This window comes from Saprospiraceae bacterium, assembly GCA_016719615.1.
Taxonomy (GTDB): Bacteria; Bacteroidota; Bacteroidia; order Chitinophagales; family Saprospiraceae; genus Vicinibacter.
Genome location: JADJYQ010000004.1, coordinates 1 through 14,325 on the forward strand (window position 1 = coordinate 1; position 14,325 = coordinate 14,325).

Genomic DNA, 14,325 nt, shown 5'->3' on the forward strand with positions numbered 1-14,325 from the left:
AATAAGTTAATCTTTTAGGCTCTCCACCTTGCGCTGGAATTAAATAAATTTCCGGTATTGCCATCGTACTGACCAGAAAATGCAATGTTCTTAAAGTCAAGGGAGAAAAACGTCTGCAAACATTCCATAACCTATGACTGGTCAATTTTTCGGACTGTACCCCCCGTTGGAGATACGGAATATAAATCACCGGCATAACTAAAGGCGATCTGGTCATTGGAAATGGTCGGAAACCGAAGTAATCAGGATTCCTGACCCGATAAGCCATTCATAAGTACAAATAAAAATAAAATGGATAGGTAACGCATGGATACTGTTTTAAGATTAAGAATTTCAACAAATGTACGGAAAGGAGTTTCGTATTTAAAAATCACCACAAAGAAACTGAAGGAAATGGTAAAATAAAGGAATTGACTCAGGCTTTTTATATTAAAATATTATTTAATATATATTCAATTGTATTAATGATATATATATATATAATTAATTTATAATTTTTACTTAAAAAGAACCCCAAGCTGAGTACCTACTTTTATAAATGCGTTTACACATTTTTCGAGATGCTCCATCTCATGAACTGCGAATATTTGAACCCTGATCCGGGCCTTCCCTTGCGGCACTACCGGATAAAAGAAACCAATCACATAAATCCCTTCTTTTAACAAAGCCGCTGCAAAATCTTGAGCCAGGGTGGCCTCATACAGCATCACCGGTACAATGGGATGTTCGCCGGGCACAATATTAAAACCGGCAGCGGTCATCGCATTTCGAAAATATTTGGTATTGGCTTCCAGTTTATCCCGCAATTGGGTTGAAGCACTTAGCAATTCGAGCACTTTATAGATGCTCCAACAATCGAAGGTGCAAGTGTATTTGAAAACAAATAAGGTCTGGATCGTTGCCTCAGCATATCCACAATTTCTTTCCGGGCGGCAGTAAATCCTCCAGATGCTCCACCTAATGCTTTTCCATAGGTCCCGGTAATGATATCAATGCGACCTAAGACGTTGCGATATTCATGGGTTCCACGGCCGGTCTTTCCCATAAAACCGCTGGCGTGGCATTCGTCGATCATGACCATGGCCTGATAGTGATCTGCGAGATCACAAATTTTATCTAGTTGTGCGATGGTCCCATCCATTGAAAAACCCCATCTGTAACGATGAGTTTTCTCCTTGCTGTAGATGCTTCTTTCAATTTTTGTTCGAGGTCATCCATATTGTTGTTCAGATATCTGAAGCGTTGTGCTTTGCATAAACGGATTCCGTCAATTATAGAAGCGTGATTCAATTCATCCGATATAATGGCATCCTGTTCATTCAATAAAGGTTCAAATACGCCACCATTCGCATCAAATGCCGCAGCATACAAGATGCAATCTTCCATTCCCAAAAAATCTGCTGTTTGCCTTTCAAGCATTTTGTGCTGATCCTGCGTTCCGCAAATAAATCGCACGGAAGACATGCCGTAGCCATAGTGATCGATAGCTGTTTTAGCTGCTGCTATAACTTGTGGATGTGATGATAATCCCAGATAATTATTGGCACAAAAGTTCAGCACTTTGCCGCCTTCAAGTGTATCGATCAAAGCACTTTGGGGTGAAGTGATGGTTCTTTCCTTTTTATACAATCCTGCGTCCTGAATCCCTTTTAATTCTGCAGCCAGTTGTTCTTTTACTTGTCCGTACATATCGAAGATTTATGGATGATCAATTGGAAGGTTGTTGTGCTTTCAACATTTGTATCATTTCCGAGGTCATTTTTTCAAGATCGTAATGGGATTCCAGTTCCAATCTTTTCTCCTTCGCTATCGTCTATACTTTCATTCCATGACTTGGCAATGGCTTGTCTGAAATCAGGTATATAATTTATGCTAAAGCCGGAGATATGCTTTTGAATTTCTACAGCCAATTCTGCAGGGGTAAAACTCATGCCTGCAAGATTGTAACTGGTACGCACCCGGATGTTTTCTTTTGGTGCATCCATAAGTTCAAGGGTAGCCCTTATACTGTCATCCATATAGATCATTGGCAATCGCGTATCAGCCTCCAAAAACATGTATAGGTTCCATTTTTGATAGCTTCATGAAAAATTTCAACGGCATAATCCGTAGTGCCACCACCCGGAGGCGATTGCCAGCCTACTACCCGGATACCTAAGCGACCTAACATCCAAACCATAGCGTTGGTGAAAATAATTGCACCACAACTCGCCACTGTGCTTACTGATACCGTACACGGTGGTTGGAACAAAAATAGTTTGTTGCGGCGTCATGTGTTTCGGTGTGGTCGGACCATAAATAGCAATGGTGCTTGGATAAAAAACTTTCTCCAATTTCATTTCGACCGCTGTATTCAGGACATTCAACAGCCCTGCATATTGATGTTCAGGTATTTATCGGATCCTGCTCGCCTCTTGCGGAAAGAATAGCCGCCAAGTGATAGATCTGGGTGACATTATACTTTAGAACAGCCTGCCGAATGCTTTCCTGATCCAAAACATTGATGAGTTCATAAGGTCCGCTGGGATGTGATGGCGCTTTTAAATCAGAGCTGATGACAGCTTCACGACCCCATTTCTGCCGAAGTGCTTCAACCAGGACAGTGCCGATCTGACCGTTTGCTCCCAGTACTAAAACTCTAGTTTGGCCCATTTCTCCGAATTTGATGGCGAAAGATAGGGGATTTTAACAGATGTAAAAAATCATCTCAAATACGCTGATTTTAAAGATCATTTTAAACTAATTCCATCTTCATGAGAACTAAGCTCCAAAACAATACGGGAATATTATCCGTTAAACATCAAATGATATTGTGTTGCGAAATATTTACTTACCTATAATCCTTTTATTTCAGGTCCATTGCCTCATTTCACAAAATGTACTAAATTATTTTAACGCAATAGCCGTCGATAAAAACATTTTACTGGAATGGCAAATGACTCAGGGCCAAACATGTGATGGAATCAGAATACTGCATTCGACGGATTCTATATCGTTTATTGAAATTGGATTTATTGGTGGTATTTGCGGCGGTAAAATCGAGACCGTTACTTATCAATTCACACAAAGGTCCTCAATTGAACAGTAAACATTATTATCAGCTTGAATTTGGAAATGTGGGTCCCAGTGAAACAGTCTCCGTTTTACTACTCGATTTTTCAAATGGCTATATCATTAGTCCGCATCCGGCACAAAACAATTCCCTACTCTACTTTAAACCAACAAATCCGAAATATCAACTTTCGATCTACCAAAACAATGGTCAAATTTTATTGAAATCGAAACAGATCAAAATTATTTTGAATTGAGTCCGCATCAAATTCCGAATGGAGTTCACATTTTTGAAATCATTGATGCTCGTGGAATCCGGATCTCTTCCGGCAAAATAATTATTTTAAATGAGTGATATGGTTTTCATTATTTAAAATAATTACTTTTACTGAATTATCAATCCAAAATTTGAAGTTTATATATTTTGAGATTTTTAAACAAATTTTAAATGCATTTATAAATGCATATTTACATCCGTATTTATATAATATGTAGTATTCACACATGCAGTTTCGATAAAATTTGCAAGTTCTCTGTTAACTCCCAAATAATGGTTGAAAACCTTTTCTTTTAATGAACTCCTTGATCCCGAACGAATGCCCATAAAATAAGCATAACAGGCAGTTCAATGCCGGTCCCAAAAAAATTGAATACCTTTGTGACCAATTGATGCATTATGAAACAAGGGGTATACGTTGATTCGAAATCAACAAATTATTAAAAGTGATCATCCACAGTCCGGATGAGGATCGACCGCATCAGTCCGAAGCGCGCTACCGAATTGCTTTTCGACGATATTGTACACCTGCCCACCATGCGCAGGGAACATCATATCTTTCGATCCGTATTGGTGAAATTTCTGGGCGAAAAAAACGTGCTGGAAACCCAACAACTCATCAAGGAATCATTAGATGCCGATGAAAAGATCAAAACCGAGGTCATGGATATGATCCGCGATTTTGAAGAATTGCCAAAAGCCTACTTTTCAGAATTGTGCAAAATGGATCACCATACTTTATCAAGTATTGATTTCGGCTATTACAAAAAGAAGATCAGATCTATTTTGATCCGATCCCCAATTTTATTTTACGCGGGATATCGCCTTGACCATCAAAGATCATATTGTCATTACCAAAGCATCCAAATCCGTTAGACATCGCGAAAATCTGCTGACGCGGTTTATTTTGCATGCACATCCGGATTTCAGTTATCTCGCGAATGAAAACAAACTGATCAATTTGAATGTGATCGATGATTATCCACCCTCTAAAAAAGGAGAACCCATTAGCATCGAAGGCGGTGACCTCATGTTACTCAACGAAGAATATTTACTCATCGGCAGTAGCGAACGCACCACTGACCACGCACTTCAAACTCTAAAACGCGTATTATTTGAAAAGATCTGATCAAAAATGTGGTTGAAGTGGATGTTCCCCAAGGAACGTTCCTTTATGCATATTGATACGCTGTTCACGCAATTCGATCACCATCGTTTTATCGGATTCAAACCCATTGTAAAAAGATGGACTGGGTTCGTATGTAACGGTTTACAGAAAATCAGGCAGCGTTGTAGAGTATCCTTCTGTCATCGACTTGATGCATGATGAGATCAGTCCGAACATCGAGTTCATTTGGAGCGGGAATGGAGAATCGCCTTATCAGGAAAGGGAACAGTGGACCGACGGCTGCAACTTACTCACTTTAAGGCCGGGTGTTGCACTTACCTATGACCGAAATCCGGTAACGGAAACCGCATTTCGCAATGCAGGTTATAAGATCATACATGCCACCGAATTATTAAAAACTGATTTCGATCCAGATCAAATTCATAAAACAATCATCACCTTGCCTTCCAGCGAACTCTCCAGAGCCCGTGGGGGCCCACATTGTATGTCCTGTCCGGTGTTACGAGCCATAAACTAACGAACGTTAATACATTTTTATGGTAAACTTACCTAAAGTCAAATGATATTCAGGCATCAAATTCAGGTAAGGGTCAGGTATAGCGAAACAGATCAGATGGGATATGTATATTATGGAAACTATACCCAATACTTTGAACTGGGTCGTGTAAGCCATGCGCGCCATGGGAATAAGGTATGCGGATCTGGAAAACGAACATAAAATCTGGATGCCAGTCGTATCTATGCATGTCAGATATCTCAGGCCTGCCCGTTATGATGAATTATTGAACATCCATACTTGTGTAAAAGAACCTAACAATGATCTCATAAGATTTGACACGGAAATTTACAATGAAGAAGGAAAATTATTGAATGCCGCACATGTCATCCTTTGTTTTTGGGATGCGCAAGCCGGCAAAAAAAATTTCCGTACCCGATTTTGTGCTATACAAATTGAAAGCCCATTTTGAAAACCCAACGAAATAAATTTAGCATTCAGCTTTTGAATTTGCCTTGGGTCCAAACTTTAAAACACTGGATGCAGGAACATTCCTTTCCGGGTTTTCGAGGAGTTCCCATTTACAAAGTGTTGCATTTTTTATATCAGGAATCGCAAAGAAACGATCTGAATATGCGTGCAAGTGCCATGACCTATCATTTTTTTCTGGCCCTCTTCCCTTCACTTATTTTCTTATTTACCTTGACGGCTTATTTGCCCAAAAATCTTGATTTTTATTCCGCACTAGAACATGCTTTACAATCCATACTCCCGCCGGGAGCGAAAGATTATGTGATCCACGACATTATTGAAAACATAAGACCCAAAGCTAAAAGTAGTTTTTTATCTATTGGATTTGTGCTAGCCGTTTATTTTGGTTCTGAAGGAATTCTGGCGATGATGCGGGGATTTGATAAAACTTACAAACTGAGTTTCAGAAAGCGTAACTGGATCGAAAAACAATTTACAGCCATCGGGCTCACCTTTGCATTGGGCATTCTCTTGATTGTATCGGTCGTGTCGATTATTGTAGGAGAGAAAGTGCTTATAGGCGTTTTGAATTATATAGAATTATCCGGGTTTACTAAAATAGCCATCAGCAGTTTAAAATTTTTAGTAACCATTTTATTATTTTATTCAGTGATCTCCCTTGTTTATCGTTATGGTCCCTCAATTGAAAAACCCATCAAAGGAATTTCTCCGGGAGCTTTGTTTGCAACGCTATCGGTGATTGTAACATCCATTCTCTTTGGTATGTTTATCAATGCCTTTGGCACTTATCATAAAGTTTACGGAGCCATTAGTGCCCTCATCATTACCCTGGTCTGGCTTCGGTTAAACACTTTATTACTGATCCTCGGTTTCGAATTGAATGCTGCTATTGTGGTCAACAGGGATTTGATGTTGGAAAGTCAAATGAATAAGAGGTTGTTGAAGGAGGAAGATGATTGAATAAAATATTTCTTAAGGATAAATCATTATGGAATCCGATTTTTTGTTTTATTCGATTCAGCATACAGACAATTTTCATAATGTCAGAATCAGAATTTCTCAATTTTGCTTCTTCTTCATTCTGTGAATTCTTTCATTCTGTAAATTCTGCTTCAGACAAGATTTACTTTCAGAATCAGAATTTGCAGAATTTTAGAATTTTCAAAATAAGACTTTTCTAAATCCCGTATTTCATTCTGTGAATTCTTTCATTCTGTAAATTCTGCTTCAGACAAGATTCTTTTGTCCTAGCGAATAATTATTATATTGAAGTTTAATATTCAGGGTAAACCCTGATCTATCTAAGGGTAAACCCTGAATTTTAAAATTCAGGGTTTACCCCTTGTTTGCTTGCGGTTTCTATACCAACTTTGTTTCTACACATTTAGGAATTCATTCATTTGTAAAATATTTGCCGATGGTAAGAACACGCTTTTACTGATTGACATTCTGCAAATAAATCAAATTAAAAAACAATTTTATTTGAATGCAGAGCCCAAAATTCAACCCATTGTTGAATTTATTATCCATGAGAGTTTTTATTAAGAAATTCCATGAAACACCATGAATAGAGTCACTACAAAAGGAATGGAGAAAAATTTGTTCCGAACACTCCATAAATCAAAGTAGGACATTACTTTTAAATTAAACACAATGAATTTTTTATTAAAATGGTAAGCATTACATTCTTTTTTACTCGCAACTTCATACTTAACAAAAGGACAAGATCATGAAATTCCAGGTGTGCTCATTTCAAATGCATACACTGATAATTCTTCTCCCATGGTAGGTTGCGATGAGTTTAATGTTTGTGTATTTTTAATCAATATCACTTATCCATATCTTACATTTGATGACGCCATCATTCAAATGCATCTCGACCTGGATAAATATGAAATAGTTGATGCCGGGCCATTTACTAACACTAACCAAAACAACAGTAATGGGGAAACTATTTTTGAAACCATCCAAGAAATTATGTCCATAAATGATCCAAATTGGCAAGGCCCCAGCGATGGCACATATAGGTTTTGCATCAAAGTCAGAGCCAAATCATCAACCTTGCCTGGACAGGGATGATTCATGCAAGCTCTGTTTTGGAAAATACCATTTCATTAACCGGTAGTTCCGGAATTGGGATTGCTTTACATGAAGTGTTAGGTCAATTGACAACGGTAAATGACAATACAATCAATATTGGGCCAGGGCTGGTTGGCATTAGTCGGATCAATTGTCGTTATGATGCCATTGCATACAATTCCATATTTTCAAATCAAGCTACCTCTTTGGAAAATATAGGCATCAAATTGGAGGGGGGATCCGATAGTTGGGTGCTATGCAATCAACTCATTTCTGCTCAACAATGCGCCAATAAAGGAATTTCCGTTTATCAAACACCCAATAATATGACCGCTGGTAATTTTGCTAATGGTTGGTTCTTTGATCTGCATTATGTAGGCCCCAGTACGGGTACTTTTTAAGTTCAAATGAGTTAGAAGATGCCAATCACGGTCTTTGTCTGGGAATTCCCGGTGTACCTATAGGCGGGGCCTTGATTGGGGTTCAGGAACACCTTGGCAATAAATGGCTTGGCAGCTATAATGGAAAGGCTGCGAAACATTATGGAACATCTGCAGATAGAGCTGAATCTTTGTTCATCATAAACTCTCAGGACCAACAACATCCAGAATATACTCCTTCTAATTTTATAGAATTGGTCAATGATGGTTGGTTTGCCGATGATTACAAAGAAGCAATCCAGGTAATTTGCCCCAATGGGCCGGGCAGCGGGAATTTTCCGAAGACTTTTCCTAAAGAAGAGGATTATCTGATCGCCAATAATGGTTTTGACTATGGCGAAGCAGCCGGTAGCAGAATTTGGAGCGCACGCAGGCAACTTTATCGTGAAATCAGTCGTCAGGATGATTTTGATAGTTTGCCATTACTCTTTCAAAATTATTATGTATCTCAGTCTGAAACAAGCGTTGGTCAATTTGAGCAAGTGGAGGCCGGCATTGAACAAGCGTTCTCCAGTGTTACACCACTCAATGAAAGCATCACAACATGGACTTTCCTCGCAGATAGTATAAACCAAATGATAGCTTCCCTGTTAGAAGTTTATTTATTGGAAACAGATTCTTCTGATAAACTCAACATTTTATTGCAAATAAATGATTACAAATCGGAATTGGATTCGTTATTGGAGGTAGTGGAAGTCACTTATACCACTATGATTGATAGTTTAGGCATACGATTGGCGTTAGTTGATGATCTGAATGGTGCTATCGTGTCCGATTCTTTGTTCGAGAGAATTCAGCAAGATGTGAACCACATGGCGCTCGCAAAAATGATGACCAGTAATTTTACTTTGAATGCATCGGAAATGGAATTACTTGACAGTTTGGCTGCAGTCTGTTCGCTATTTGGCGGCGAAGGAATTTACAGAGCACGATCGCTCGCTTTGATTTTTGGTTTGGAAAATCATCGCGATGACAGTCTCTGTGTACCATCAATGCTACCTAGAGTCAGAGAACAAAACAGCAATACACAAATCCAGTCTTCTGCCTTATCGGTTTATCCGAATCCAGCTAGTCATATCTTGCATATTTTTGTAGAAGATCCTGATTACAAGGTTGCAGAAATCAGAATTTTGGATATTTTGGGAAATGTTATTAATAAATTTGCTAATACTTCTGTTGATAGGTCAATGGATTTAGAAATAAATCAAATCTATAAAGGGATCTACAGGCTTGAAGTAAAATTTACAAATGGCATGGTAAACAGTAAAATATTTTTAAAATTTTAAACAACATCATTGGGTGTCTGAGATTTCAGACACCCTTTTGTCATCTTATGAAGGTAATTGTTTATTTATTTTGTTTGATTACATCAATTCAATTGATCGCACAAGGAAAGAGGGATTACATTTGGTTGTTAGGTGGCAATAGAACTCCAACTTTGGATACTTCCTTCCAGGGATTTCAAATAGATTTTAATTCAAAACCAAAAAAATTATACATAAAAGACAGACCTGACCCCATTATTAGACAAAACAGTGCCAGCATCTGTGATACCGCCGGAAATTTACTGATGTATACCGCGGGTTGTTGGGTTTCTGATCGCAATTTTCAACGTATGCCCAATGGAACAATTAATCAAGGTGAAGGTCATGATTTGTCTTGCTCTAATGGAGACCATAGAATTTCTTTTGGTACTTTAATATTAAACCAAACTAATCAAAAGAATTACATTGTACTTCATAAATTTAAAGAATTTGTCCAGGACTCATTATCTATTATCGCAGTTACAAAACTTCTTTATTCCATTGCGGACACGAGCCTCAACAATGGCTTTGGTGACTTAACTCAAAAAAATCAGCTAGCCATTGATCGCTATCTTTCTGCTTCCGACCTGACGGCAGTCAGACATGCCAATGGCAGAGATTGGTGGGTAGTCTGTCCCGGCAGAGCCAACAACTCCTACTTTACCGTTTTGTTTACCGAAAATGGCCCTTTGCCCTATCGCGAACAAAAAATCGGAACCGATTTCTACTTTCTCGATGACGGTGGTTCGCAATCTTGTTTTTCTCCCGATGGTAATTTATATGCTAGGATGACACCCAGCAGAGGACTGTTTATCATGGACTTTGACCGCAATACAGGTGTATTCAGCAATTTTCGTCAATTGCTTACCGGCAGTGAAACGACAGATCATACAGTGGGCGTTGCCTTTTCGCCTGATTCCCGCTTTGTATACCTCGTTTATCGATGGGACCTTTATCAGGCAGATACGAGATCTCCTGATATATCTTCCTCATTGGTCCATATTGACCATTGGGATGGCTATGTAGAAGATGGCATTTGGGCGGCTGGATTCGATGCAGCTATGTCCGGGCCCGATTGTAAGATCTACATTCGCACCGGTACAAGCAATCGCGTCATGCATGTCATCCATCAACCTAATCAAAAAGGAAAAAACTGTCAGTTTGAACAACACGGACTGTTTCTGCCGGCTCGCAATCATGCAAGCATTCCTAATTTTGTTAATTATCGTCTTGGGCACGAAGCCTTTTGCGATTCGACACTGGTCGTAAACAATTGGCATTCATTTCAGGAAAATTATTCTGATTTGTTGTTATACCCAAATCCTGCAGGCTTGAGCTGTACAATGGAAGATCAAAATCAGGATAATTGTATTCAAAACATTCAAGTGTTCGATTTACAAGGAAAAAATAGATGAATTCATTCCAATTTCCCAAACCTACAAACACAAGTTTTCTACTCAGCAATTCAAGTCAGGGGTATATGTACTTAAAGTAAAATTATCAAATCAAAAGTATCATTTCGCAAAGTTAATGATCCATTGAGATAAGAAATAATTAAATGAACAGGTAGTAGACAATACAAAATGTAATATCCATAATATTCAACTAACATTTGTTAGTTAATTGGATAAAAGTTATAGGTTTAATCTTGGCATTTTATTCCATTTCTCTTATACTTTTCTCATTCTGTGAATCCCTTCATTCTGTAAATTCTGCTTCAGACAAGAGTTTTTTGTCAGAATCAGAATTTTAGAATTTTCAAAATAAGACTTTTCTAAATCCCGTATTCCATTCTGTGAATTCTTTCATTCTGTAAATTCTGCTTCAGACAAGATTTACTTTCAGAATCAGAATTTTAGAATTATCAAAATAGGACTTTTCTAAATCCCGTATTCCATTCTGTGAATTCTTTCATTCAGTAAATTCTGCTTCAGACAGGATTTGATTGTCGTAGCGAATACTTATTATATTGAAGTTTAATATTCAGGGTAAACCCTGATCTATCTAAGGGTAAACCCTGAATTTTAAAATTCAGGGTTTACCCCCTTGTTTGCTTGCAGTTTCTATACCAACTTTGTTTCTCCACATTTAGATATTCTTTCATTTGTAAAATATTTGCCTATGATAAGAACACGCTTTAACTTATTGACATTCTGCAATTAAATCAAATTATAAAACAATTTTATTTGAATGCAGAGCCTAAAATTCAACCCATTGTTGAATTTATTATCCATGAGAGTTTTTATTAAGAAATTCCATGAAACACCATGAATAGAGTCACTACAAAAGGAATGGAGAAAAATTTGTTCCGAACACTCCATAAATCAAAGTAGGACATTACTTTTAAATTAAACACAATGAATTTTTTTATTAAAATGGTGAGCATTACATTCTTTTTACTCGCAACTTCATACTTAACAAAAGGACAAGATCATGAAATTCCAGGTGTGCTCATTTCAAATGCATACACTGATAATTCTTCTCCCATGGTAGGTTGCGATGAGTTTAATGTTTGTGTATTTTTAATCAATATCACTTATCCATATCTTACATTTGATGACGCCATCATTCAAATGCATCTCGACCTGGATAAATATGAAATAGTTGATGCCGGGCCATTTACTAACACTAACCAAAACAACAATAATGGGGAAACTATTTTTGAAACCATCCAAGAACTTATGTCCATAAATGATCCAAATTGGCAAGGCCCCCAGCGATGGCACATATAGGTTTTGCATCAAAGTCAGAGCCAAATCATCAACCTTGCCTAAATCCGGTGTTTATGTGGATATAGATCTAGATGGTTCGCTAAAACTTGAGTATGACTCAGGATTTCTCAATATATTCAATATTATTAATGAAATCGGTACAGATATTAATAGCGTATGTACACTTTCTGTAATAGCTATTAAACAGAACAGTACGTTAGCCGATGGATTACTATTGACTCCTTTATTGGCGTGTGGCGGAACATCCGGCCCATATGAGCCTCAAACATTTGTTTTGCATGGGACTTTAATTGCCCGACATCGATTATTGTTTTAGCAGGAGAATTTATATGGATGATGGGGCATCCATTTTAATCAAACCTTCTGTTGTTTTACCATCATGGTTGGGACCAAACACAGAATATAACCACCCTATCAGTGCCTGCGGTAAAATGTGGAAAGAGATCGTGGTCACCACCGAATCCGAGTTGTTCATTCGAAAAGCAGAAATTAAAAACTGGTACTTTATGGAACCCGATTAGATGGCGGAAGAGTTTTTACACTTCGGAAACTAAATATCGAACAACTATCGGAATCCATGGTAGAGGTATTGCCGTCGTCAACTCAAGCGAATTTAAATTTGAAGGAAATTTCCGTGCAGAGTGCTCTAGCTGCAGTGGTCTGCGACAATATGACAGATCCTTGCCGGAATCAATTTGGAAAGTTCAGGACTCAAGGGAATGATGTTTCATTTCGAAAATTTGTTGAGCGGAGTAAGGACATATCATTCCGGTTTTCAATTGATGGATTGTAATTTTCAAATTAAAGATTATGGAACCAATAATTACAACACATTTTCAACAGAAATCTTCAATGGAGGGTTCATTCTGCCATCCGACCAGTTTGGCTAAATATTAAATTCAAATTTCGATAACTGCAATTGGGGTATTTATACCAAGGGTGAATTGCCATACGGAGACAATATCATGACGGATGCTTACTGGAATACAACTGGATTTCAGTCCTGGAAGATTTTGAAATTATTGATAATAACATTTCAGCCCAAACACGAAAGGATCAACCTTTCCTGGACAGGGATGATTCATGCAAGCTCTGTTTTGGAAAATACCATTTCATTAACCGGTAGTTCCGGAATTGGGATTGCTTTACATGAAGTGTTAGGTCAATTGACAACAGTAAATGACAATACAATCAATATTGGGCCGGGGCTGGTTGGAATTAGTCGGATCCAATTGTCGTTATGATGCCGTGCATACAATTCCATATTTTCAAAATCAAGCTGCCTCTTTGGAAAATACCGGGCATCAAATTGGAGGATCCGATAGTTGGGTGCTATACAATCAACTCATTCTGCTCAACAATGCGCATAAAGGAATTCCGTTTATCAAACACCCAATAATATGACCGCTGGTAATTTTGCTAATGGTTGGTTCTTTGATCTGCATTATGTAGGCCCCATTACGGGTACTTTTTAAGTTCAAATGAGTTAGAAGATACCAATCACGGTCTTTGTCTGGGAATTCCCAGTGTACCTATAGGAGGGGCCCTGATTGGGGTTCAAGAACATCTTGGCAATAAATGGCTGGGCAGCTATAATGGAAAAGCTGCGAAACATTATGGAGCATCTGCAGATAGAGCTGAATCTTGTTCATCATAAACTCTCAGGACCAACGACATCCTGAATATACTCCTTCTAATTTTATAGAATTGGTCAACGATGGTTGGTTTGAACGACAAACAGAATCAGCCATCCCAATTATTTGCCCCAATGGGCCGGGCAGCGGAGATTTTCCGAAGACTTTTCTAAAGAGAGGGATTATCTGATAGCCAATAATGGTTTGACTGGCGACGCGGCCGGTAGCAGAATTTGGAGCGCACGCGAGCAACTTTATCGTGAAATCAGTCGTCAGGATAATTTTGATAGTCTGCCATTACTCTTTCAAAATTATTATGTATCTCGATTAAACAAGCGTTGGTCAATTTGAGCAAGTGGAGGCCGGCATTGAACAAGCGTTCTCCAGTGTTACACACTCAATGAAAGCATTACAACAATGGGCTTTCTAGCAGATAGTATAAACCAAATGATAGCTTCCCTGTTAGAAGTTTATTTATTGGAAACAGATTGCTGTTAAACTCAACATTTGTGCAAATCAATGATTACAAAACGGAATTGGATTCGTTATTGGAGGTGATGGAAGTCACTTATACCACTATGATTGATAGTTTAGGCATACGATTGGCGTTAGTTGATGATCACAAGATGGTGCTATCGTGTCCGATTCTTTATTCGAGAGAATTCAGCAAGATGTGAACCACATGGCGCTC

General features: G+C 38.2%; 12 protein-coding genes and 4 pseudogenes. 14 read left to right on the plus strand and 2 right to left on the minus strand.

The annotated features are described in order from the left end of the window. Nucleotides 1-497: 497 nt before the first annotated feature. Nucleotides 498-1,689: pseudogene (gene kbl / locus IPM92_09705) on the minus strand (glycine C-acetyltransferase). Between the two features lie 19 nt (nucleotides 1,690-1,708). After that, a pseudogene (locus tag IPM92_09710) lies at nucleotides 1,709-2,652 on the minus strand (NAD-dependent epimerase/dehydratase family protein). Nucleotides 2,653-2,815: 163 nt separating this feature from the next. On the opposite strand from IPM92_09710, the gene IPM92_09715 reads away from it, so the two are divergent. From IPM92_09715 to IPM92_09780, 14 genes and pseudogenes are all read left to right on the plus strand, one after another. Then, complete coding sequence (locus tag IPM92_09715; protein MBK9108621.1) at nucleotides 2,816-3,088, plus strand: hypothetical protein; 273 nt, start codon at nucleotides 2,816-2,818, stop codon at nucleotides 3,086-3,088. Then, nucleotides 3,078-3,308: a hypothetical protein gene (locus tag IPM92_09720; GenBank protein MBK9108622.1), complete on the plus strand. Its 231-nt coding sequence runs from the start codon at nucleotides 3,078-3,080 to the stop codon at nucleotides 3,306-3,308. The genes IPM92_09715 and IPM92_09720 overlap by 11 nt, the downstream gene beginning before the upstream one ends. A gap of 448 nt (nucleotides 3,309-3,756) precedes the next feature. Further along, nucleotides 3,757-4,974: pseudogene (locus IPM92_09725) on the plus strand (arginine deiminase). Between the two features lie 45 nt (nucleotides 4,975-5,019). Further along, nucleotides 5,020-5,425, plus strand: a pseudogene (locus tag IPM92_09730) (acyl-CoA thioesterase). After that, on the plus strand, nucleotides 5,422-6,405 hold the full coding sequence (locus IPM92_09735; protein MBK9108623.1) for a YihY/virulence factor BrkB family protein: 984 nt from the start codon (nucleotides 5,422-5,424) through the stop codon (nucleotides 6,403-6,405). Before IPM92_09730 ends, IPM92_09735 begins: the two are co-directional and overlap by 4 nt. A 783-nt stretch (nucleotides 6,406-7,188) precedes the next feature. Then, nucleotides 7,189-7,524, plus strand: a complete 336-nt coding sequence (locus tag IPM92_09740; protein ID MBK9108624.1) for a hypothetical protein — start codon at nucleotides 7,189-7,191, stop codon at nucleotides 7,522-7,524. Then, on the plus strand, nucleotides 7,476-7,925 hold the full coding sequence (locus IPM92_09745) for a hypothetical protein (GenBank protein ID MBK9108625.1): 450 nt from the start codon (nucleotides 7,476-7,478) through the stop codon (nucleotides 7,923-7,925). Before IPM92_09740 ends, IPM92_09745 begins: the two co-directional genes overlap by 49 nt. 71 nt (nucleotides 7,926-7,996) lie before the next feature. Then, nucleotides 7,997-9,250 (plus strand): T9SS type A sorting domain-containing protein, encoded by a 1,254-nt coding sequence (locus IPM92_09750; protein ID MBK9108626.1) that lies wholly within the window; start codon nucleotides 7,997-7,999, stop codon nucleotides 9,248-9,250. 74 nt (nucleotides 9,251-9,324) lie between these two features. Beyond that, nucleotides 9,325-10,683, plus strand: a complete 1,359-nt coding sequence (locus IPM92_09755; protein ID MBK9108627.1) for a hypothetical protein — start codon at nucleotides 9,325-9,327, stop codon at nucleotides 10,681-10,683. A gap of 942 nt (nucleotides 10,684-11,625) precedes the next feature. Beyond that, the gene (locus IPM92_09760) at nucleotides 11,626-12,000 is read left to right on the plus strand and encodes a hypothetical protein (GenBank protein ID MBK9108628.1); all 375 of its coding nucleotides are present in this window, start codon (nucleotides 11,626-11,628) and stop codon (nucleotides 11,998-12,000) included. Nucleotides 12,001-12,290: 290 nt separating this feature from the next. Then, nucleotides 12,291-12,521 (plus strand): hypothetical protein, encoded by a 231-nt coding sequence (locus IPM92_09765; protein ID MBK9108629.1) that lies wholly within the window; start codon nucleotides 12,291-12,293, stop codon nucleotides 12,519-12,521. Between the two features lie 658 nt (nucleotides 12,522-13,179). Further along, nucleotides 13,180-13,404, plus strand: coding sequence for a hypothetical protein (locus IPM92_09770; GenBank protein MBK9108630.1), 225 nt, complete (start codon nucleotides 13,180-13,182; stop codon nucleotides 13,402-13,404). A gap of 240 nt (nucleotides 13,405-13,644) precedes the next feature. After that, nucleotides 13,645-13,824, plus strand: coding sequence for a hypothetical protein (locus tag IPM92_09775; protein ID MBK9108631.1), 180 nt, complete (start codon nucleotides 13,645-13,647; stop codon nucleotides 13,822-13,824). Nucleotides 13,825-14,143: 319 nt separating this feature from the next. Further along, the gene (locus IPM92_09780; GenBank protein MBK9108632.1) at nucleotides 14,144-14,311 is read left to right on the plus strand and encodes a hypothetical protein; all 168 of its coding nucleotides are present in this window, start codon (nucleotides 14,144-14,146) and stop codon (nucleotides 14,309-14,311) included. Nucleotides 14,312-14,325: the final 14 nt, after the last annotated feature.